This is a genomic window from Brevundimonas sp. (assembly GCF_035626535.1).
Taxonomy (GTDB): domain Bacteria; phylum Pseudomonadota; class Alphaproteobacteria; order Caulobacterales; family Caulobacteraceae; genus Brevundimonas.
In genome coordinates, this window is the sequence record NZ_DASPNO010000004.1 from 1 (window position 1) to 21,331 (window position 21,331).

Genomic DNA, 21,331 nt, shown 5'->3' on the forward strand with positions numbered 1-21,331 from the left:
GATCTTCGAGGGCCACGCCATCGAGTGCCGAATCAACGCCGAGAACCCGAAGACCTTCGCGCCGTCGCCGGGGCTGGTCACCGACTTCCACGCGCCCGGAGGCCTGGGCGTGCGCATGGATAGCGCCCTCTACGCGGGCTATTCGATCCCGCCCTTCTACGACAGCCTGATCGGCAAGCTGATCGTCCACGGCCGCGACCGCGAGGAATGCATCGCCCGCCTCAAGCGCAGCCTCAACGAAATGGTCGTGGGCGGCATCGACACCACCATCCCGCTGTTCCAGAAACTGTTGCAGGAGCCTGACATCCTGTCCGGCGACTACGACATCCACTGGCTGGAAAACTGGGCGAAGCGCCAGAAGGGCGACGCCTGACGCGGTGGAAGAGCCCGGCTTCAGCGCCAGTGGCCCGTTCGGCGGCTTCGGCCCCGACGAACTGCTGAACTGCTACGCCACCGGCGTCTTCCCGATGGGCGAGGCGCGCGATGACCCCCGCGTCTTCCTCGTCGAGCCCGAACAGCGCGGCGTCATTCCGCTGGACGGATTTCGCATCCCCAGCCGCCTCAGACGAACTGTCCGGAGCGACGCTTTCGAGGTCCGCGTCGACACGGCGTTCCATGCCGTTCTGGAAGCCTGCGCCGCTTCGGCGCCGGGGCGTGAGGACAGCTGGATCAACGATCCCATTCGGCGGCTGTACAGCGAGCTCAACGCCCGCGGCCACGCCCACTCGGTAGAGTGCTGGCGCGAGGAACGCCTCGTCGGCGGCCTCTACGGCGTGACCCTCGGCGGGGCGTTCTTTGGGGAGAGCATGTTCAGCCGCGAGCGCGACGCCTCCAAGGTGGCGCTCGTGCACCTGGTGGCGCGCCTCAGGAAAGGCGGCTGGCGGTTGCTGGACGCCCAATTCCTGACCGCCCATCTGAGCCAGTTCGGAGCAGTGGAGACGCCGCAGGCGGCCTACCTCAGGCTGCTGAAGGCGGCGCGGGCGGTCGGTCCCAACACCGGGTCGCTGTTCGAACCGATGACTGGTTCAGAGGCGGTCTTCTACGCCTTGCAGCCGACCACCCACGCGTCATAGACGGGGTGCTGAAGGCCGTTGACGGCCGGCGCCGAGGCGAACATCCAGCCGCGGAATATCTGGCGCGGCCCGGTGGTCTGAAGAACGCCACGCGGCTGTATGCTGACTTCCAGATAGGCGATCGCGTCCTCGACCAGTTCGTCCGGCGCGGAAACCTCGCAGGCCCGCGCGGTAAAGATCAGCGCCTTCTGGAAACGCACCGGCCGTCCTCCGACCTCGACCTCGAAGCGCATGGTCTCGGCGGTGATTTTGTCGACGGCCTCGACGATGGCGATGCGCCCGCGCTGGCGCCGTCCCGGAACAGCGGTCGGCTGGACCGGGGCTTCAACGGTCGCGTCCTCCGCTTCGGCCTCGGCGGCGTTGGTGTCATCTTCGTCCTGCGCCGGCTCCTCGGCGATGACGATCACCGGCGCCGGCGGCGTTATGGCGATGGGCCTCGCAGGTGCGGGCTCGGCCTCCGGCGCAGGCTCCTGCGGCACAGGCGTCACGGGCGGCGTGGGCTGCCGATTGAGGTCGGAAGTCGGGCTCGGCGCCGGTTGGGCGTCCTGCGGCAGATCGTTCAGCGCGGACGCCACGACCACGCCGGACGCCAGGAGCGCCAGGGCCGTCACGCCTGCGAGGATCGCGCCGTTGCGGTTCATTCGGGACGCCAGGCCTCGTAGTCGCCGGTGGCGGCGGGCCGGCGCCCCTCCGCGGCCAGCGACCCCTGCGGCCGCCACGCCATCGGCGTGCCGGTCAGGTTCGGCAGGTGATCCTTCTCCCACGCCCGCCGCGGCAGCGGGTGCTCGGTCGGCGGCTCGTCGAAGGTGTAGTGGAGCCAGCCGTGCCAGTCAGGCGGCACTTTCGAGGCGTCCGCATAGCCGTTGTAGACCACCCAGCGACGGCGGCGGCCGTCGTAGCTGGTGGTGTCCCGGGCCAGGTAATAGCGGTTGCCGAACTCGTCCGTGCCGACCAGTTGGCCGCGCTTGGCGATGGTGAACAGCGTCCCGATGGTCGCCCCGCTGGTCCAGCCGAAGATCTTGCCTAGCACGTCGGAAATCCACTCATTCAGGTCGCGCGGGGAGGCTGGCGACGTCACCCGATCATAGAAACCCGGAGGCGGTCCGTCCAGCGCGGCGGTCCACCGCGGCAACTCAACATCTTGGGGGTAACCCCGCGCCGGCACGCCAGATTTATTGCGAAAGCCGAAAGGGAGACTAGCATCGGACCAGCTCTGTCGAGACCGCCATGCGACCGCCGTTCCGTTTCGCCCTGCCTGCCGCCCTCGCCCGCCGCCCGGTGCGGGAGATCGAGCGCGCCGATCGACTTGCCGCAGCGCGGGCGCCTGACAACTGGCCGGACGTCCAGGTCGAAGCCTGGCTGGACTGGGCCGGGGACCAAAACTTGCCCGCGACGGGCGACGATCCGCTGGCCGAGGCGGCGGCGAAGTTCGCGCAGCGACTCGGCCTGAAGGGCGCCGCCGTTGAGGAAATGGCCGCAACGCTGTTGCTGGGCGTCGCAACGCCCGCCGCAGCGGGCCCGGTCATGACCGGCTGGGTGGATCTCTCGGATCCCGCAGCCGGAAACCGCCTGACAGCCGAAATGGCTCATCGCCGCGCCTCGCGGCTCGCTTCGAGCGCCGTGGAGGCGGCCGCGGCTTCGCTGCAGGCGGTCACGGACGCGGTCAGCCGCTGCGAAGGACCGGCCGGCGACTGCGCCGATCCGGCGCGAAACCCCGCGCTGAACCGGGCGGCAGGGGCCGCGCGACGGGCCGGGGCGAGCGATGCCGATATCGTGCGCGCCATCGCCGGCGAGCTATTCGAGGCCAGCCCCCTGCCGGCCCCCGAATTTCCCGTGATGGTCGCCCTTGCGGATCGCGACCTGGTCGCCTCCGGCGCGCCCATGGCCCTGCTCGCCGCCGAAGCGGCGATCGACGGGGACCTCCTCCTGACCTTCGACGCCGAAGCCGCCGACGCGCTTGTCGAGGCCGCGTCGGGACCCGCGGTGCTGATCTCACTGCCGGCTCTTCACGCCCTGGCCGGTGACCAGTTCGGCGCGGCGCTCTCGGCCCTCGTCGCGCTGTGGTCGGACGCCTATGCGGACGCGCCGCTGTCCTTCGGTTTCGGCGGTCTGGCCGACCTGACCCTGGCGGGCGACCTCGATGAGGCCGAGGCTCTGGTCGAGGACCTCGCGGCGCTGGTCGCAAGCGTCGGCCGTTTCAGCCTTTTCGTCGACGATTCGGACGCGCGGCTGCGACTGGGGCTTACGCCGCTGGCGGCGCTCGACGTGTTCGAAAGCCGTGACGGCGAAATCGAGCGGCGGCTGCGGCCTTCGCTCGCCGCAGCCATCGTCGGTGCGAACGGCGATCTCGAATCCGCCGAGCGGCACCTGCTCGGGCGGCGAACCCTGGTCGGAGCGCCGGGCATCGATCATGCCGCTCTGCGCGCCCGCGGCCTGACGGATCTCGAGCTGGCGGCGATCGAAACGGCCCTGTTTCAGGTGGACCGGCTGGAGGACGCCTTCCGGTCCCCGGTGCTCGATGCGGGCTTTCTTCGCGACGTGCTCGGCGTCGAGGACGGCGGTGAAGGCTCCCTGTTGATCAAGCTGGGCTTCACGCCCGAGGCCGTGGCGGAAGCGCAGGCCTGGGCGTTCGGCCATGGCGACCTGTCGACCTGGGCCGAGGCGCCCGAGCCGTTGCGGTCCGTCCTCGCCGACCCGTCAGCGTTCGAGTCCCGACTGCGCGTCGTGTTGGAGGCGCACAGCGCCGCCCCGGACGCCGCCCCGCTCGAGCTCGACTGGAGCGCGTCTCCGGCGCAAGCCGTTCGGGTCCTCGGCGACGCGGCCCGGGCGGGACGCCGCGCGGTGCGGCTGATGCGCCGGCCGCCTCCGTCGGGGCGCTGGCTGGACCTGCCGGAAGCCGATACTCCGCGCGATCGGCGCCGCGAGCCGGAGGCGCGCGCCGTGGAGCGGGTGGTGGAGAAGGTGGTCGAGCGGGACCGCACCCGCCGCAAACTGCCCGATCGGCGCAAGGGCTACATCCAGAAGGCCGCCGTCGGCGGGCACAAGGTCTACATCCACACCGGCGAATACGACGACGGCGAACTGGGCGAGATCTTCATCGACATGCACAAGGAAGGCGCCGCCTTCCGGTCGCTGATGAACAATTTCGCCATCGCGATCTCGATCGGCCTCCAGTACGGCGTGCCGCTGGACGAGTTCGTGGACGCCTTCGTGTTCACGCGATTCGAGCCCGCGGGTCGCGTGACGGGCAACGATTCGATCCGCTCGGCGACCTCGATCCTCGACTACATCTTCCGCGAACTCGGCGTGTCGTATCTGGACCGGCATGAACTGGCCAACGCGGACCCCGAAGGTCTGAACGCCGACGGCCTGGGCGGCGCGGCCGAGGACACGCCCGAGGCGGTGCCGGCGGCCCGGTTCATTTCCAAGGGTTTCGCCCGCGGCGTGGCGCCCGACAACCTCGTGGTGCTGCCGTTCGGACAGAAGCGGGAGCCTCAACCAGCGAACGCGGCGGCCACCGAGGCAACCGCCTGTCCGGCGTGCGGTGATTTCTCTCTCCAGCAGCGGGGCGCGGGCTGGATCTGCGACACCTGCGGGGCGGCCCCGTCCATGCAGGGATAATCAACAATTGTCCGCCAGTATGGCGCGGGACTTGCATCGCCAGGTGCGAGACACGGAGCCCGCCATGAAGCCGATCCTGACCGCCGTCCTCGTCCTGGCCGCCGCTGTGGCCGCCCTGCCCGCAGCCGCCCAGAACGCCGGCCAGATCGCCCGCGTCCGCGGCGGCGCCAGCTGCGCCGGCTGCAACCTGTTCCAGGGCAATTTCTCCGGCCTGCAGGCGCGGGGGCTCAACCTGAGCGGCGCACGGCTGCGGCAGGCGGACCTCAGCCTCAGCGTCATGAACCGGACGCGATTCTCGAACGCCGACCTGCGCGACGTCGAAGCCTACGGCGGCGTGTTTTCAAGCTCCAGCTTCGCCGGGGCCGACCTGACCAACGCCAGTTTCGTGGGAGCCTATCTGGACGGAGCCAACTTCAGCGGCGCGACGCTGAGCGGAACGAATTTCGCCGGCGCCTCTCTGGAGCGCGCCACCGGCCTGACCCAAGGCCGGCTCAACCGGGCGTGCGGGGACGAGGCGACCCGGCTGCCGCCCGGGCTGACCATCCCCCACTGCTGAGCTGACAGGCCGCCGCCATTCACCTTACCGCGATTTAAGTAGGGTTTGTCGGGCTTTGGAGGCAAAACCGGAACGTGACCCAGATCGCTTCGCCCCTGATCCGCCGCCTCACCATCGCCAGCCTGGCCGCGGGCGCCGCCATGGCGACCCTGATGGCGACGCCGGCCGCCGCCGAGATCCAGCTGCAGTTCGGCTTCCAGGATCGGGACGTCGCCCGCATGGTTTCGCTGGGCGGGTCCTGCAACCGTTGCGAGCTGTCCGGCCGGGACCTGGCCGGCGCCGCCTTCCACGGCGCGACATTCACCAACGCCACCCTCGTCGGCGCGGACCTGCGTGGGGCCGAGCTGATGGGCTCGAACTTCTCAGGCAGCGACTTCAGCCGGGCCGACCTCGACAATGCGACCCTGACCGCCGCGAACTTCACCGGCGCCAATTTCCACTCCGCCAGCCTCGCCGGGGTGGACGCGCCCGGGGCGACCATGGTGCGCGTCCGGTTCAGCAACGCGGACCTGTCGGGGGCCCAACTGAGCCACGCCAACCTGAACGGCGCGATCCTCAGCGGCGCGGACATGAGCGACGCGGAGATCGTGGCCGTCACCCTCGCCAACGTCAGCGCACGCGGCACGGATTTTTCGGACTCGGACATCAGCATGTCGAACCTGACGAATGGAGATTTCCGCTCGGCCGACTTCTCGGCGGCGACGCTGAACGGGGCGCGTCTGACCGGCGGCCAGTTCGGTGGTGCGAATTTCGAGGACGCCGAGATGAACCGGACCGACATTCGCGGGACCGACCTGTCGCGTGCGCGCGGTCTCAGCCAGGAACAGGTCGGACGGGCCTGCGGCGACGCCAACACCCGGCTGCCGGGCAATCTGACCGCCCGGACCTGCCGCGGCGTGATGGTGCGGATGGCGCCCCCGGCCCCGCCGAGGCCGCCCGCCCCGCCGGCGCCCCCGGCCCGCCGGAACCTCGTGGTCGCCAGCAGCGGTCACTGATCAAAGGCCCCGCTCCGGCGGGGCCTTTTCAGTTTCAGCCCTTGAGCGGCAAGGCGGGCCGGATGTGCAGTTCCTTGTACTGGCGCTCGGCCGCGTCGGAGGGTGCGCTCATCAGCAGGTCCTGGCCCTGCTGGTTCAGCGGGAAGGCGATGACCTCGCGGATGGCGGTCTCGCCGGCCAGCAGCATGACGATGCGGTCGATGCCGGGGGCCAGACCGCCGTGGGGCGGGGCGCCGTAGCGGAAGGCGTTGAGCATGCCGCCGAACTGGTCCTCGACCACCGATGCGTCATAGCCGGCGATCTCGAAGGCCTTGAGCATGATTTCGGCCTTGTGGTTCCGGATCGCGCCCGAGCACAGCTCATAGCCGTTGCAGACGATGTCGTACTGGTAGGCGAGGATATCCAGCGGATCCTTCGACTGGAGCGCCTCCAGCTCGCCCTGCGGCATCGAGAAGGGGTTGTGGGAGAAGTCGACCTTCTTCTCTTCCTCGGACCATTCGAACATCGGGAAGTCGACGATCCAGCAGAAGCGGAATTCGTCGTCGGCGATGAGGTTGAGGTCCTGGCCCAGCTTGATGCGGGCGTTGGCGGCGAATTTGTGGAACACGGCCGGGTCGCCGGCGGCGAAGAAGGCGGCATCGCCCTGCCCCATGCCCAGCGCCTTCATCAGGCCGTCGGTCGCCTCGGCGCCGAGGTTCTTGGCGATCGGGCCGCCCCATGCGCCCTGGTCCTCGGACCAGAAGATGTAGCCGAGGCCCGGCTGGCCCTCGCCCTGGGCCCAGGAGTTCATGCGGTCGCAGAAGGCGCGCGAGCCGCCCTTGGGCGCGGGGATGCCCCACACGGCGTTCTTCGTGTCGGCCGCGAGGATCTTGTTGAACAGGCCGAATCCGCCGTCGCGGAAATGCTCCGAGACATCCCGCATCTCGATGGGGTTGCGCAGGTCCGGCTTGTCGGTGCCGTATTTGGCGATGGAGTCCCTATAGGGGATGCGGACGAAGGGCCAGGGGTCGACCTTCCGGCCGTCGGCGAACTCCTCGAAGACGCCGTGCATGACGGGCTCGATCGCAGCGAAAACATCCTCTTGCGTGACGAAGCTCATCTCGACGTCAAGCTGATAGAACTCCAGCGAGCGATCGGCGCGCAGGTCCTCGTCGCGGAAGCAGGGCGCGATCTGGAAATAGCGGTCGAAGCCCGAGACCATCAGCAGCTGCTTGAACTGCTGCGGGGCCTGCGGGAGGGCGTAGAACTTGCCCGGATGCAGGCGCGACGGGACGAGGAAGTCGCGGGCCCCTTCGGGCGAAGAGGCCGTCAGAATCGGGGTCTGGTACTCGAGGAAGCCCTGGTCGACCATGCGGCGGCGGATCGAGTGGATCACCTTCGAGCGCAGCACGATGTTGCGGTGCAGGGTCTCGCGGCGCAGGTCGAGGTAGCGGTGCTTGAGGCGGATCTCCTCAGGGTATTCCGGCTCGCCGAAGACCGGCAGCGGCAGTTCGGCGGCCTCGGACAGGACCTCGACGCCGGCGACGCGAATCTCGATCTCGCCGGTGGGCAGGTTCGGGTTCACGACCGAGGCCTCGCGGGCGACGACTTCGCCGTCGATGCGGATGACGCTTTCGGCGCGGAGGCGCTCGACGGCCTCGAATCCGGGGGTCTCCGGGTGCAGGACCAGCTGGGTCAGGCCGTAGTGGTCGCGCAGGTCGACGAACAGCAGGCCGCCATGGTCGCGCTTGCGGTGCACCCAGCCGGACAGGCGGACATTGGCGCCCGCATCGGCCAGACGGAGGGCGCCGCAGGTGTGGGAGCGGTAGGCGTGCATGGTCGGTTCGTCTTGGAATACGGGCCGGAGAGGCCTCAAATCGGGAGGCCGGAAGGGCGCATTATCCCCCCCGAAAGTCAAGGCCGGCGGCGCTGCGGAGGCGGGATCGACGGCTGCCGCGCGAATGCAGAAAAACAGTGTGGCAGAGTCGGCAGAGTCGGCAAACACGCGGAAATTCGCAGTGGCAGAGTCGGCAGAGTCGGCATCGGCCCCGCAGGAACCCGGCGACCCGGCGATCTCGCCTGTTGGCTTCGCGACTCCTGCGGCAGAGCGGCGGCGGTTCGATTGTCAAAGACCTGGACGCACCGGACACACAGGCGAGCATTGTACGCCCGCCGTCTCCTCAGGCGTGAAGATCGCTTCGAGAAACCGCCGGGGCGTTGAACCGGTGGAGGAATTTCGGCCGAACCCGACTATAATTTCGCGGATTGCCAGCACAGCGCCAGCCTTGTGGACGAGGCGGAGCGGCAAACATCCACAAGCGGCGTCCGTCTATTCACGGCCAAGGCGCCAGGCAAGGCGGACGGGGCGCCGCGTCTGCTATGGTGAACGCGATGACCGCCCATTCCTCACCTCCCGACCAGATGCGCCTGCCGCTGCAGCGCGACCTGCCGGAGGGCCCGGAAGGCTTCGTGATCTCGGACTGCAACCGCGCCGCGGTCGAGGCGCTGGCGGACTGGCCCAACCTGATCGGCGGAGTGATGTCGATCTGCGGGCCGGAAGGCGGCGGCAAGAGCCGGCTGGCGCAGATCTGGGCCGAACGGGTCGGCGCGACGGCCCTGCATGGGGCGGAGGCGGCGCTGATCGATCCGCTTGAGCTGGAAGGCCGGCCCGTGCTGCTCGACGACGCCATGGAGGCCGACGACGAGACCCTGTTCCACCTGATCAATCTCGCCCAGGCGCCCGGCGGAGCCCTGCTGCTGGTCTCGCGCGAACCGCCGTCGGCGTGGTCGGCCGCCCTGCCCGATCTGCGGTCGCGGCTCGACGCCGTCCGGACCGTCCCGCTGGAGCCCCCGGACGACGCGGTGCTGGCGGCCATGCTGGAGGCGCGGTTCGCCGAGCGCGGCATCCGCCCGGCGAAGGACGTCATCCCCTATCTGCTGCGCCGCATCGACCGGTCGGCGGCGGCGGCGGCCACGGTGGTCGAGCGGCTCGATGCGATGCACCGGCCGGTGACCCGGGCGCTGGCGCGCGAGGTGGTCGAGGGCGGCGACCAGAGCGGGGAGCTGTTCGAGTGACGCGGGCGCTCCACGAGGGCGGGTTCCGCAACCGGACCTGGTGAATGCCGCCTGGGCGTGGTTTCGCCGGCGTCAGGGACGACTTCCCCAGCTACGGCCGAGCCGCACGCAGTCGCCTAGCGGCGACGCCGCAGGAACAGCAGCCCCGCGACGACGCCGAGCGCGAACAGCGCCGCGGTTCCGGCCGCCGCTTCCCGTGATCGAGACTGGGGGACGACGCCCATCTCGACGAGTGGATTGGGCATCCGTCCGCGCCTGACGTCCTGGGCAAGACCTTCGACCGTGTTGATCCGATCGGCCAGCATGAGCAGGAGCCAGTGGCCCCACTGGCTCTCGCTGAAGCGGAAGGCCTGACGCCGCAGGGCGCCGCTGAGGCCGCGCGGCGGGGTCGAGGTTCCGATGGAGGCGGGAAGGCGCTTGTGCTCCACGGACTGGAGGATTTCGACGTCCGGCGACTGCAGCGGCGGACGGACCCAGTTCATGCCCGGCCCGTCGTCCATCGAGCGGTCGCGCATCGGCCAGGTGGGGTCGTTCTCGGGATCGGCGTCGACACCCCAGCCAATCACGGTAGTCGGATCGATCCGCGGATGTGCGTCAGCGGCGGCGGCGTCGGCCTTGTCGCTCTGGGTCATCAGCATACTGACGTCTCCCTCAGGCCGCGTTGGGTATCAGGACCGGCTTGATGCAGCCGTCCAGCTTGGACGAGAACAGGTGATAGGCCTCCGCCACCTCCTCCAGCGGCATCCGGTGGGTGATGATGGCCTTGGGGTCGATCCGGCCCTCCTTCACGTGGTCGATCAGGCGCGGCAGCAGCCGCTTCACCGAGGCCTGGTTGGCGCGGATGGTGATGCCCTTGTTCACCACATTGCCGATCGGGACCATGTTGCCGGTGGGGCCGTAGACGCCGACGATCGACACGACGCCGCCCTTTTTCACCGAGTTGATGGCCCAGTGCAGCGGCACGGCGGAGCCCGCCTCGAGCTTGAGCTTCTTGCCTAGCACGGTGTGCCAAGCGTTGCCTGACGCGTCGGCGCCCACGGCGTCAATGCAGACGTCGGCGCCGAGGCCGTCGGTGGCCTTCTTGAGGAAGACGACGGGATCGCCGATCTCGCGGAAGTCATAGACCTCGGCGGGACACCAGGTGCGGGCGAAGTCGAGCCGGTACTCGTGGTGGTCGATGACGATCACCCTCCCGGCCCCGAACAGCCATGAGCAGCGAGCGGCGAGCAGGCCGACAGGGCCCGCGCCGAAGACCACCACCGTGTCGCCCTTCTGGATGCCGCCCATCTCGGCCGCCTGGTAGCCGGTGGGTACGACGTCGGTGAGCAGAACAGCGTCGTCGGGATCCATCCAGTCGGGAATGATGGTGGGGCCGAAGTCGGCGTATGGCACGCGGACGTACTCGGCCTGGCCGCCGTCGTAACCCCCGGCAGTGTGCGAATAGCCGAAGATGCCGCCGACGGCGGTCGCCTGGGCGTTGGACTCGTGGCAGTTGCCGAACAGGCCCTGTTTGCAGAAGTGGCACTGGCCGCAGGCGATGTTGAAGGGTACCAGCACCCGGTCGCCCGGCGACAGGTTCCCGACCTCCGGTCCGACTTCCTCGACGACCCCGCAGAACTCGTGGCCGAAGGTCATGCCCACCCGCGTGTCGGGCACCATCCCGTGGTAGAGATGCAGGTCGGAGCCGCAGATGCACGAGCGTGTCACCCGCACGATGGCGTCGCGGGGATGCTGGATCGTCGGCATCGGTTTCTCTTCGATGCGGACCCGCCGCGGTCCCCGGTAGTCCATCGCCAGCATGCTTCGCTCCCTTCGGCCTGAGGCAGCGAAACCGGGAGGGCTGCGGATGGTTCCGGCGTCGCCCTGGAGACCTTTAACGACCTGTTCAGCATGGGTTCAGGCGTGAAGCGCAAGGCTGCTCGCCTTGTCGGGTCTCACGTCGCGGGCTCCGATGAAAGGCGGCGACCGCGGCTCCAGACGAAGGAGACGTTGTGATGATGAAACCCCTGATGATCGGCGCCCTGTCGCTGGCGACATTCGCCGCGCCGATGGCCGCATCGGCCCAGTCCTGGTGGGGCGACCGCGACCGTGACGGCCGGTATGAGCGCTGGGAGCGCCGGGCCGACCAGAACCGCTGGGACGGCGGGCGCTACACCGACCGGGAACGCTATCGCGACTGGCGGCGCGGCCACCGCGATCAGTGGCGCGACGACCGCCGCCGCTACGGACCGCCCTACGGCAACGCCTGGGGCCACTACCGGCGCTGGCACCGCGGCGCGGTGATCCCCTACGACTACCGCCGCGACTGGTACGTGCGCGACTATCGGCGCTACGGGTATCCGCCCCCGCCGCGCGGCTACGGCTACTACAGGACCGACACCGGCGACATCGTGCTGGCCGCGATCGCGACCGGGGTGATCCTGTCGCTGCTGGATTGAGGTAGCGCGCGTCGTCTCCTCCCTGTCGCGAAGCGATGGGGAGGTGGCGCGGCGCGAATACGCGCCGTGACGGAGGGACACGTTCAGGTGCACCGGCGCCATAGCCGGCAGCCCCTCCACCGCTTCGCGATCCCCCTCCCCGCCGCGTGGGGAGGGAACGCCGGGTCTAGAGTCCCAGCTTCGCCCTCAGGATGTCGTTCACCGCGGCCGGATTGGCCTTGCCGCCGGTGGCCTTCATGACCTGGCCGACGAACCAGCCGATGGCCTGGGGCTTTTCGGCGACCGCCGCGGCCTTGTCGGGATTGGCGGCGATGATCTCGTCGACGGCCTTCTCGATGGCGCCGGTGTCGGTGACCTGTTTGAGGCCGTGCTTCTCGACCACCTCGGCGGGCGAACCCTCGCCGTTCCAGACATGGTCGAACACTTCCTTGGCGATCTTTGACGAGATGACGCCGGTCTCGATCAGCTCGACCAGCTCGGCCACATGGGCGGGCGGCAGCGGGCAGTCGGAGAAGTCCCTGCCGTCGGCGGCGAGGCGGGCGGACAGTTCGTTGGTGACCCAGTTGGCGACCAGCTTCGCGTCGCGGCCGTTCGCGGCGGCCTCGAACCAGTCGGCCTTGGCCTGTTCCGAGATCAGCACCACGGCGTCGTATTGCGACAGGCCATACTGACTCATCAGGCGGCGGCGCTTGGCGTCCGGCAGTTCCGGCAGGGAGGCCTTGATGCCGTCGATCCACGCCTGCTCCAGTTCGAGCGGCAGCAGGTCGGGGTCGGGGAAGTAGCGATAGTCCATCGCCTCTTCCTTGGAGCGCATCGAGCGGGTCTCGCCGGCGGTCGGATCGTAGAGACGGGTCTCCTGGTCGACCTTGCCGCCGTCCTCGAGGATTTCGATCTGGCGGCGCGCCTCGTAGTTGATGGCTTGGCTGATGAAGCGGAACGAGTTGACGTTCTTGATCTCGCAGCGCGTGCCGAGGTGGCTGAAGTCGCCGGTGGCCTTGAACTTCTCGTACTGGCCGGGGCGGCAGACGGAGACGTTGACGTCGGCGCGCAGATTGCCCTTCTCCATGTCGCCGTCGCAGGTGCCCAGATAGATCAGGATGGTGCGGATCTTCTTGACGTAGGCGACCGCCTCTTCCGGCGAGCGGATGTCGGGCTTGGAGACGATCTCCATCAGGGCCGTGCCGGCGCGATTGAGGTCGACGTAGGATTCGGTCGGCGAGAGGTCGTGGATCAGCTTGCCCGCGTCCTGTTCGAGGTGCAGGCGCTCGATGCCGACGTTGAAGAAGGAGCCGTCCTCGGCCTCGACCTCGACGACGCCCGCGCCGACGATCGGGTAGAACAGCTGGCTGATCTGATAGCCGGTGGGCAGATCGGGGTAGAAATAGTTCTTGCGGTCGAACTGACTGCGCCGGTTGATGTGCGCGTTCAGGCCGAGGCCGGTGCGGACCGCCTGTTCGACGCAGAATTTGTTGAGCACGGGCAGCATGCCGGGGAAGCCGGCGTCGACCAGCGACACCTGCTCGTTGGGCCCCGCGCCGAAGCCGACGGCGGCGCCGGAGAACAGCTTGGCCTTCGACGCCACCTGGGCGTGGATCTCCAGTCCCATGACGAGTTCCCACGGACCGGTGCGGCCCTGGATGGTGAAGGTGTTGTCAGTCATGCTCACCACCACTTCTCCGGCCGGGCCGTGAAGCCGGCGCTCTGCTCCAGCACATCCGCGACCTGGAACACCGTCGCCTCGTCCAGCGCCTTGCCGATGACCTGGAGGCCGAGCGGGAGGCCGCCCTTGTCGAGGCCGGCGGGGACCGAGATGCCGGGCAGGCCGGCGAGGTTGGCGGTGACCGTGAAGATGTCGTTCAGATACATCTGCAGCGGGTCGATCTGCTTGTCGCCGAGGGCGAAGGCGGCCGACGGCGTCGAGGGTGTAAGGATGGCGTCGACCCTGTCCCAGACGGCGTCGAAATCCATGGCGATGCGGCGGCGGACCTTCAGCGCCCTGACGTAATAGGCGTCGTAGAAGCCCGCCGACAGGACGTAGGCGCCGATGGTCAGGCGGCGCTGGACCTCCTTGCCGAAGCCCTCGGCGCGGCTGGTCTCGTAGAGGTCGGTCAGGCTGGTCGCCTTTTCGGCGCGATGGCCGAAGCGCATGCCGTCGTAGCGGGCGAGGTTGGACGAGGCCTCGGCCGGGGCGATGATATAATAGGCCGGCAGGGCGTATTTGGTGTGCGGCAGGCTGATCTCGACGATCTCAGCCCCGGCGGCCTTGAGCCACTGGACGCCCTGGTCCCACAGGGCCTGGATTTCGGCGGGCATGCCGTCGACGACATACTCTTTCGGCACGCCGATGCGCAGACCCCGGACGCCCTGGCCGAGCGAGGCGGTCCAGTCGGGGGTCTCGACGTCGAGGCTGGTCGAATCCTTCGGATCGAAGGAGCACATCGAGCGCAGCAGGATGGCGGCGTCCTCGACCGTTTTGGCGATCGGGCCGGCCTGATCGAGCGAACTGGCGAAGGCGACCATGCCGAAGCGGCTGGCGCGGCCGTAGGTGGGCTTCATGCCGACGGTGCCGGTGAAGGCGGCGGGCTGCCGGATCGAGCCGCCGGTGTCGGAAGCGGTGGCGGCGAGGCAGAGGTCGCCGGCCACGGCCGAGGCCGAACCGCCGGAGCTGCCGCCCGGGGTCAGGTCGGCGTTGGAGGCGCTGGACTTCCAAGGATTGACCACGGGGCCGAAGGCCGAGGTCTCGTTCGACGAGCCCATGGCGAACTCGTCCATGTTCAGCTTGCCGAGCATGACCGCGCCGTCGCGCCACAGATTGGCGGTGACAGTGGACTCATAGGGCGGGACGAAGCCGCGCAGCATGTTCGAGCCGGCGGTGGTCTGGACGCCGTCGGTGCAGAACAGGTCCTTGACGCCCAGCGGCGCGCCTTCGAGGGCGCCGCCCTCGCCTTTCGCCAGCCGGGCGTCGGAGGCGCGGGCCATGTCGAGCGCCTTGTCCGTGGTCTGGACGAGGTAGGCGTTGAGCGTCGGGTTGGCGGCGTCGATGTTGGCGACGAAGGCTCGGGTGATTTCCTCCGAGGAGAAGTCGCGGGCCTTGAGGCCGTCGAGGGCGGCCTTGAGGGTCAGTTTCGTCAGGTCGGTCATGGCTTACTCGACCACCTTCGGGACCACGAAGAAGCCGTCGGCCGCGCGAGGCGCGTTGCCCAGCACATCGGCCACCTTGTTCCCGTCAGTGACCATGTCCTCGCGCAGGCGCAGGGGCTGATGGACAATGGAGGTCATCGGCTCGACTCCGTCGACGTCGACCTCGTTGAGCTGTTCGATCCAGGCGAGGATGCCGTTCAGCTCCCGGGCGAGCGGCTCCAGCCGGTCTTCCGGGGTCTTGATGCGGGCGAGGTGCGCCACGCGGCGCACGGTCGCGGCGTCGATGGCCATGCGGCCCTCCAATCGAACAGCGAGTCAGCGGTGTCGAGTTCGTTGAATCTGACGATCAACAAATTCAACAGCGCACCTAGCCGCCCGGCCACGGATTCACAAGGATTCCGCCGCCGGAATCAGGTGGCGGGCGTGACCGTCACCTCCGCCGGAGCCGAGCCGTCGGCGGCGATCGGCCAGCCGACGATGATCCGGCGGGTGCGGCTGCCGATGCGACCGGACGCCTCGTCCATGGTGCTTTCCTCGAGCTCCAGATCGAGCCGCCCGGCCCGCTGGGCGAGGATGCGGTAGTCGAGCAGGTCGCCGAGGCGGAAGACGCGCCAGCCCTCGGCCGGCCCCTGGAAGAAGGCGATGTGGACATAGAGGCCGTTCATGGCCGGATCGCCGCCGGCGGTTCCGAACAGCTTGGCGGCGACGGGTCCCTGCCCCGACAGCTGGTCGAGGCGGACGACGGCGGCGGCCTGCTGCAGGCCGGCGTCGGTTTCGGGCGACAGGGCGGCGGCGGGACCGGAGGCGGCGAGCGGCGCGACGGCGGCGAGCGGCGCGGGCTGCTCGGCCGGCGGCACGACCTCCTTGCGGCTTTCGACCCCGGTGTCGCAGGCGGCGAGCCCGATCAGGGCGGTGAGGAACAGAAGCGGCTTCATCGGACGACCCTCCTCGTCAAACGCAGGCGAAGCTTTGCACTTTGACTCGGGCGCGCGCCAGCCCTACCGGCAGGCCGTGACCGTCATGACCCTCGAAGAGCTCGCCGCCTCGACGCCGCCGGGAACCCCGTGGCTGGGCCTGGATCTCGGCGAGAAGACCATCGGGGTGGCGGCGTCGGATGCGACGCGGATGATCGCCAGCCCGCTGGTGTTGATCCGCAAGACCAAGTTCACCCAGGACGCCGAGGCCGTCCTGAAGCTGATGGACGGGCGCAAGGCATCCGGACTGGTCATCGGCCTGCCGCTGAACATGGACGGTTCCGAGGGGCCGCGGGCCCAGTCGTGCCGCGCCTTCGCGCGCAACCTGCAACGGCTGCGTGAAGTGCCGGTGGCCTTTCAGGACGAGCGGCTGTCGACCAGCGCGGTGGAGCGGTTCCTGATCGAGGACCTGGACCTGAACCGCAAGCGGCGGGCCGATGTGGTCGATCGCACCGCCGCCGCCTGGATCCTGCAGGGCGCGCTGGACCGGCTGAGGGACGCGGCCGCGCGATGAGCGGCTTGCTCGCGGGCATCGTGCCGGTGTTCGCCATGATCGCCCTGGGCTGGGGGCTGAAGGTGCGCGGCCTGCTCGCCGACGAGGGCTGGCGGGCGGTCGAGCGGCTGACCTATTTCATCTTCTACCCGGCCTTCCTCGTGCCGGCGGTGTGGGGCGCCGACTTCAGCGCGGGCACCGCGGGCCCCGTGGCCCTGAGCACGATCGGGGTGTCGTTCGCGGTGGCGGCGGCGACGCTGGCGGCCAAGCCGGCGCTCCGGATCAGCGACCCGGGCTTCACCAGCGTGTTCCAGGGCGTGATCCGCTGGAACGGCTTCGTCTTCCTGCCCGTCGCCGGGGCGGTGTTCGGCGAGGCCGGGCTGGGCACGGCGGCGGTGGCATTCGGCGTGCTGGCCCCGGCGCTGAACGTGATCTGCGTGCTGGCGCTGGCGAAATGGGGCGCGGGCCAGGGCGGCGGCTGGCGGCTGGCGCTGCGCTCGCTGGGCCGCAACCCGATCATCTGGGCCTGCGGCGTCGGAGCGGCGCTGAATTTGAGCGGACTAAGGCCGAACGCCATGGTGGAGGGCGTGTTCGGGATGATGGGGCCGGGCGCGATCGCGCTGGGTCTCATCACGGCTGGCGCCGGACTGAGCTTCCGCTACGCCGCGGCAAGGCCGCTGCTGATCGTGAGCGTGGCGGCGGTCAAGCTGCTCCTTCTTCCCGTGGCCATGTTCTACGTCTGCGGCTGGCTGGGCGGGGACCGGACGGCGCAGGGGATCGCCCTGCTGGCGGGCGCGGCCCCGGGCGCGGCGGCCTCCTATGTGCTGGCCCGGCAGATGGGCGGCGACGCGCCGCTGATCGCCGGGGTGGTGGCGTTCACGACGGTCGCCAGCGCCGCCACCATACCGTTGCTGCTCGCGGCCTTCCGTTTCCTGTGAGTCCGCCGTATAGCCGGGCCTCGATGACCCAGCCCGCCGCCGTCACCGATCTGATCCACGAGCGGCTGGAGCCGTTTCCCCGCGATCATTTCCTGTCCGCCGGCGATTTGAACGCCGCGACCGTTCCGCCGCTGCTGGACCTCGCCGACGCCTTCGTCGACTTCAACCGGCAATCGTCGAAGTCGCTCGACCTGATGCGCGGCCGCACGGTCATGAACCTGTTCTTCGAGAATTCGACGCGGACCAGCGCCTCGTTCGAGATCGCGGCCAAGCGGCTGGGCGCGGACGTGACGGCGCTGTCGCCCCGCACCTCCTCGACGGCCAAGGGCGAGACGCTGATCGACACGGCGGCGACGCTGAATGCCATGAAGCCGGACGTGCTGGTGGTCCGCCACTCGGCCTCGGGTGCGGCGGCGCTGCTGTCGCAGAAGGTCGGCTGTTCGGTGGTCAACGCCGGCGACGGGCGGCACGAGCACCCGACCCAGGCGCTGCTGGACCTGCTGAGCCTGCGCCGGGCCTTCGGCGACGTCGGGGGACTGAGCGTGGCCATCTGCGGCGACATCGCCCACAGCCGGGTGGCGCGGTCCAATGTTGCGCTGCTGTCGATGATGGGCGCGCGGGTGCGGCTGATCGGGCCGCCGACGCTGGTGCCCGGCGACGCCGACCGCTGGGGCTGCGAGGTGTTCCACGACATGCGCGAGGGCCTGCAGGGCGTCGAGGTGGTGATGATGCTGCGCCTGCAGCTGGAGCGGATGGAGGGGGCGCTGGTGCCCTCGACCCGCGAGTATTTCCGCTTCTGGGGGCTGGACCGCGAGAAGCTGGGCTGGGCCAGGCCGGGGGCGAAGGTGATGCATCCGGGGCCGATGAACCGCGGCGTGGAGATCGACTCCGACGTGGCCGACGATCTGACCGTGTCGCTGATCCAGGATCAGGTCGAGATGGGCGTGGCGGCCCGGATGGCCGTGCTGGCGGCCCTGTCGGCCCGGCGCGAGGGAGCCGGGGCATGAGCGCGCTGGCCATTCTGAATGCGCGACTGCTCGATGCAGCTTCGGACTATGACGGTCCGGGCGCGGTGCTGGTCGAGGACGGACGGATCGTCGAGGTCATTCACGGCGGCGGGGCGGTTGCGCCGGAGGGCGTCGTGGTCGTCGACGCGGGCGGCCTGTGCCTGTCGCCCGGCCTGATCGACATCCGGGTCAAGACCGGCGAACCGGGGGCGGAGCCGAAGGAGACGCTGAAGTCGGCCTCGCTGTCGGCGGCGGCGGGCGGGGTGACCACCATTGTCATCCAGCCGGACACCGACCCGGCCATCGACGACCCGGCCATGATCGAATTCATCCAGCGGCGCGGCGCCGCGCTGGAGCTGATCAATGTGCGGGCGGCCGGCGCGGCGACGCAGGGGCGCGACGGCAGGCGGATGGCGGAGATCGGCCTGATGGACGAGGCCGGGGCGCTCTATTTCACCGACGTCGACCGGGTCATCGCCGACAGCCGGATGCTGCAGCGGGTGATGAGCTATGCGGCGGCGTTCAACGCCCTGATCTCGTGTCGGCCGGCCGACCCCTGGCTGAGCGAGGGCGCGGTGGCCACCTCGGGCGAACTGGCGACGCGGCTGGGGCTCGCGTCGGCCCCGGCCATCGCCGAACGCATCCAGCTGGAGCGCGACCTGGCGCTGGTCGAACAGATGGGGGCGCGGTTCCTCGTCGACCAGATTTCGACCGAGGGCGCGCTGGAGACGCTGGCGCGGGCCCGGGCCCGGGGACTGGAGGTCGCCGCCTCGGTGTCGATCAACCACCTGTGCTTCAACGAGATCGACATCGGCGACTACCGGACCTTCTACCGGATGGACCCGCCGCTGCGGCCCGAGCGCGACCGGCAGGCGCTGATCGAGGCGGTGCGGGACGGGCTGATCGACGCCATCACCTCGGCCCACGCCCCGGCCCCGGCCGAGGACAAGCGCCGCCCTTTCGCCGAGGCCACGCCGGGGGCCGTGGGTCTGGAGACCTTGCTTCCCGCGGCGCTGTCGCTGCATCACGAGGACGGGCTGGACCTGCTGGACGTGCTGCGTCCGCTGACGCATGGGCCGGCGACGCTGCTCGGCCTCGACGCGGGCGTGCTGGCCGCCGGAGCGCCCGCCGACCTGATGCTGTTCGATCCCGGCGCGCCGGTGGTCATCGACGCCGACGCCCTGAAGTCCAAGTCGAAGAACTCGCCGTTCGACGGGCGGCGCCTGCAAGGCAGGGTCTTGCTCACGGTCGTCGGCGGACGCATCGTCCACGACGCGCGCTAAAGGGGAGCGAATCAGTTGCAGGATCTGGTCGGACCCGCTCTGGGAACGCTCGCGCTGGCGGCGGCGGGCGGGTACCTGCTGGGCTCGATCCCGTTCGGCGTGATCCTGACCCGCGCCGCGGGCGCCGGGGACGTGCGCCAGATCGGCTCGGGCAACATCGGCGCGACCAACGTGCTGCGCACCGGCCGCAAGGACCTGGCTATCGCCACCCTGCTGCTCGATGCGGGCAAGGGCGCCGCGGCGCTGCTGCTGGCCCGTTTCCTGTTTCCGGACGTGCCGGCGATCGCCGCCATCGCCGGCGGCGCGGCCTTCCTGGGCCACCTCTTTCCGGTCTGGCTCGGCTTCAAGGGCGGCAAGGGGGTGGCGACCTTCTTCGGCCTTCTGATCGCCGCCGCGTGGCCGCTGGGCCTGCTGGCCGGAGCGACCTGGCTGATCGTGGCGGCCGTATTCCGCATATCCTCTCTGGCGGCGCTGGTGTCGTCGGCCGCGGCGCCGCTCTACGCCCTGCTGCCGCTGGCGGCGCTGGGCCTGCCGGCGCCCGCGGCGATCCTCGCGCTCGCGGCGTTCACGGCGGCCCTGATCTGGGTGCGGCACCATCAGAACATCGCCCGGCTGCTCAGGGGGACCGAGCCCCGCATCGGCGCCGGGAAGGCGTGACGCCCCGGGCGCCGCTGCCGGAGAGGGAGCGGTTCGCCCGGTTGCGACTGGCGCGGACGGACCGGATCGGGCCCGTCACTTTCAAGCAGCTGCTGGACCGGTTCGGCTCGGCGGAGCGCGCGGTTGAGGCCCTGCCCGACTTGCTTTGCCGCGGCGGCGGCGATGGCCACGACCTGCCTGCCCTCTCGGAGATCGAAACCGAGATCGAGGCCGGGACGACGCTGGGGGCGCGGCTGATCGTTCTGGGCGACGCGGACTATCCGGAGATGCTGGCCGCCGTCGATCCGCCGCCGCCGATGCTGTGGGCGCTGGGCGACGCCAGCCTGATGAGTCGCCCCTGCATCGCGGTGGTCGGGGCGCGGATCGCCTCGGCCGGCGGTCAGCGGATCGCGAGGGGTCTGTCGCAGCAGCTGGGCGAGGCCGGGCACGTGGTGGTGTCCGGACTGGCGAGGGGTATCGACGGCGCGGCGCACGCCGGGGCGCTGCCGACCGGGACCGTGGCGGTGCTGGGCGGAGGGGTGGATGACGTCTACCCGCCCGACAACGCCGAGCTCTACGCGCAGATCGTCGAGCAGGGCTGTATCGTCTCGGAAAGCCGGATCGGGGCGCGGGCGCAGGCGAAGGACTTCCCGAGGCGAAACCGCATCATCTCGGGTCTGTCGCGCGGCGTGATCGTGGTCGAGGCGGAGCTGCGTTCCGGTTCGCTGATCACCGCCCGGTTGGCCGCCGAACAGGGCCGCGACGTATTCGCCATTCCCGGCTCGCCGCTGGACCCGCGGTCGCGCGGTCCCAATGAGCTGCTGCGGCAGGGCGCCATCCTGTGCGAGGGGCTGGAGGATGTGGAGCGCGCCTTCTCGACGTTACGCACCCTGCGCGAGCCGCCGGCCGACAATCCGTTCGACGGCGCCCCGGCCGATATCGACGCCGCCTTCCTCGAGCGCGTGGCGGCCCTGCTGTCTCCGACGCCGACGCCGCGGGACGAGCTGGCCCGGGCGCTGTCGGCGCCGATCGGGCTGGTGGCGGCCGCGCTGCTGGAACTGAGTCTCGCCGGGCGCGCGACCCTGCTGCCGGGAGGGCTGGTTTCGCTCTGACCGTCCGCCG

At 69.9% G+C, this 21,331-nt stretch carries 21 protein-coding genes and 1 pseudogene; 13 read left to right on the top strand and 9 right to left on the bottom strand.

Translation table 11 applies throughout. From position 1 onward, the window contains the following. A pseudogene (locus VEC04_RS00305) lies at positions 1-373 on the top strand (acetyl-CoA carboxylase biotin carboxylase subunit); the annotation flags it as partial. A gap of 4 nt (positions 374-377) precedes the next feature. Beyond that, positions 378-1,073 (top strand): leucyl/phenylalanyl-tRNA--protein transferase, encoded by a 696-nt coding sequence (aat, locus tag VEC04_RS00310; protein WP_324772678.1) that lies wholly within the window; start codon positions 378-380, stop codon positions 1,071-1,073. Here the strand turns inward: aat and VEC04_RS00315 are convergent. Next, positions 1,040-1,714, bottom strand: a complete 675-nt coding sequence (locus tag VEC04_RS00315; protein ID WP_324772680.1) for a DUF2155 domain-containing protein — start codon at positions 1,712-1,714, stop codon at positions 1,040-1,042. The genes aat and VEC04_RS00315 overlap by 34 nt on opposite strands. Beyond that, entirely contained in the window at positions 1,711-2,103 is a 393-nt protein-coding gene (locus tag VEC04_RS00320; protein WP_324772682.1) for an NADH:ubiquinone oxidoreductase subunit NDUFA12, read from the bottom strand. The genes VEC04_RS00315 and VEC04_RS00320 overlap by 4 nt, the downstream gene beginning before the upstream one ends. A 197-nt stretch (positions 2,104-2,300) precedes the next feature. Between VEC04_RS00320 and VEC04_RS00325 the strand changes: the two genes are divergently transcribed. The 3 genes from VEC04_RS00325 to VEC04_RS00335 all read left to right on the top strand — a co-directional run bounded on the left by VEC04_RS00325 (position 2,301) and on the right by VEC04_RS00335 (position 6,245). After that, positions 2,301-4,694 carry a TSCPD domain-containing protein gene (locus VEC04_RS00325; protein ID WP_324772684.1) on the top strand — a complete coding sequence of 798 codons (2,394 nt, stop codon included), beginning with the start codon at positions 2,301-2,303 and terminating at the stop codon, positions 4,692-4,694. A 64-nt stretch (positions 4,695-4,758) separates the two neighbouring features. Continuing rightward, positions 4,759-5,250, top strand: a complete 492-nt coding sequence (locus tag VEC04_RS00330) for a pentapeptide repeat-containing protein (protein ID WP_324772686.1) — start codon at positions 4,759-4,761, stop codon at positions 5,248-5,250. Between the two features lie 74 nt (positions 5,251-5,324). Beyond that, positions 5,325-6,245 carry a pentapeptide repeat-containing protein gene (locus VEC04_RS00335; RefSeq protein WP_324772688.1) on the top strand — a complete coding sequence of 307 codons (921 nt, stop codon included), beginning with the start codon at positions 5,325-5,327 and terminating at the stop codon, positions 6,243-6,245. 34 nt (positions 6,246-6,279) lie between these two features. Here VEC04_RS00335 and aspS read toward each other — a convergent pair whose 3' ends face one another. Next, the gene (gene aspS, locus VEC04_RS00340; protein ID WP_324772690.1) at positions 6,280-8,061 is read right to left on the bottom strand and encodes an aspartate--tRNA ligase; all 1,782 of its coding nucleotides are present in this window, start codon (positions 8,059-8,061) and stop codon (positions 6,280-6,282) included. A 554-nt stretch (positions 8,062-8,615) separates the two neighbouring features. Between aspS and VEC04_RS00345 the strand changes: the two genes are divergently transcribed. Then, the gene (locus VEC04_RS00345) at positions 8,616-9,299 is read left to right on the top strand and encodes a DnaA ATPase domain-containing protein (RefSeq protein ID WP_324772692.1); all 684 of its coding nucleotides are present in this window, start codon (positions 8,616-8,618) and stop codon (positions 9,297-9,299) included. Between the two features lie 116 nt (positions 9,300-9,415). Here VEC04_RS00345 and VEC04_RS00350 read toward each other — a convergent pair whose 3' ends face one another. Further along, a complete protein-coding gene (locus VEC04_RS00350; RefSeq protein ID WP_324772694.1) occupies positions 9,416-9,937 on the bottom strand; it encodes a hypothetical protein in 522 nt (173 codons plus the stop codon). A gap of 13 nt (positions 9,938-9,950) precedes the next feature. After that, entirely contained in the window at positions 9,951-11,099 is a 1,149-nt protein-coding gene (locus VEC04_RS00355) for a zinc-dependent alcohol dehydrogenase (RefSeq protein ID WP_324772696.1), read from the bottom strand. A gap of 194 nt (positions 11,100-11,293) precedes the next feature. Here VEC04_RS00355 and VEC04_RS00360 point away from each other — a divergent pair, with 194 nt between their 5' ends. Next, positions 11,294-11,737, top strand: coding sequence for an RcnB family protein (locus tag VEC04_RS00360; RefSeq protein ID WP_324772698.1), 444 nt, complete (start codon positions 11,294-11,296; stop codon positions 11,735-11,737). Positions 11,738-11,903: 166 nt separating this feature from the next. Here VEC04_RS00360 and gatB read toward each other — a convergent pair whose 3' ends face one another. From gatB to VEC04_RS00380, 4 genes are all read right to left on the bottom strand, one after another. Then, complete coding sequence (gene gatB / locus VEC04_RS00365; RefSeq protein ID WP_324772701.1) at positions 11,904-13,397, bottom strand: Asp-tRNA(Asn)/Glu-tRNA(Gln) amidotransferase subunit GatB; 1,494 nt, start codon at positions 13,395-13,397, stop codon at positions 11,904-11,906. Positions 13,398-13,399: 2 nt separating this feature from the next. Beyond that, positions 13,400-14,878 (bottom strand): Asp-tRNA(Asn)/Glu-tRNA(Gln) amidotransferase subunit GatA, encoded by a 1,479-nt coding sequence (gene gatA / locus VEC04_RS00370; RefSeq protein ID WP_324772702.1) that lies wholly within the window; start codon positions 14,876-14,878, stop codon positions 13,400-13,402. Positions 14,879-14,881: 3 nt separating this feature from the next. Then, positions 14,882-15,169 carry an Asp-tRNA(Asn)/Glu-tRNA(Gln) amidotransferase subunit GatC gene (gatC, locus tag VEC04_RS00375; RefSeq protein ID WP_324772704.1) on the bottom strand — a complete coding sequence of 96 codons (288 nt, stop codon included), beginning with the start codon at positions 15,167-15,169 and terminating at the stop codon, positions 14,882-14,884. 119 nt (positions 15,170-15,288) lie between these two features. Then, positions 15,289-15,813 carry a hypothetical protein gene (locus VEC04_RS00380; protein ID WP_324772705.1) on the bottom strand — a complete coding sequence of 175 codons (525 nt, stop codon included), beginning with the start codon at positions 15,811-15,813 and terminating at the stop codon, positions 15,289-15,291. Between the two features lie 76 nt (positions 15,814-15,889). Between VEC04_RS00380 and ruvX the strand changes: the two genes are divergently transcribed. Genes ruvX through dprA form a run of 6 tightly spaced genes read left to right on the top strand, consistent with a single transcriptional unit; the run spans position 15,890 to position 21,321 of the window. Beyond that, a complete protein-coding gene (gene ruvX, locus VEC04_RS00385; RefSeq protein WP_324772707.1) occupies positions 15,890-16,366 on the top strand; it encodes a Holliday junction resolvase RuvX in 477 nt (158 codons plus the stop codon). Then, a complete protein-coding gene (locus VEC04_RS00390; protein WP_324772709.1) occupies positions 16,363-17,283 on the top strand; it encodes an AEC family transporter in 921 nt (306 codons plus the stop codon). Before ruvX ends, VEC04_RS00390 begins: the two co-directional genes overlap by 4 nt. Positions 17,284-17,306: 23 nt before the next feature. Next, positions 17,307-18,290: an aspartate carbamoyltransferase catalytic subunit gene (locus tag VEC04_RS00395; protein ID WP_324772711.1), complete on the top strand. Its 984-nt coding sequence runs from the start codon at positions 17,307-17,309 to the stop codon at positions 18,288-18,290. Further along, positions 18,287-19,573: a dihydroorotase gene (pyrC, locus tag VEC04_RS00400; protein WP_324772713.1), complete on the top strand. Its 1,287-nt coding sequence runs from the start codon at positions 18,287-18,289 to the stop codon at positions 19,571-19,573. The genes VEC04_RS00395 and pyrC overlap by 4 nt, the downstream gene beginning before the upstream one ends. A gap of 15 nt (positions 19,574-19,588) precedes the next feature. Continuing rightward, positions 19,589-20,230 (top strand): glycerol-3-phosphate 1-O-acyltransferase PlsY, encoded by a 642-nt coding sequence (plsY, locus tag VEC04_RS00405; protein ID WP_324772714.1) that lies wholly within the window; start codon positions 19,589-19,591, stop codon positions 20,228-20,230. Further along, entirely contained in the window at positions 20,227-21,321 is a 1,095-nt protein-coding gene (gene dprA / locus VEC04_RS00410; RefSeq protein WP_324772716.1) for a DNA-processing protein DprA, read from the top strand. The genes plsY and dprA overlap by 4 nt, the downstream gene beginning before the upstream one ends. Positions 21,322-21,331 lie beyond the last annotated feature (10 nt).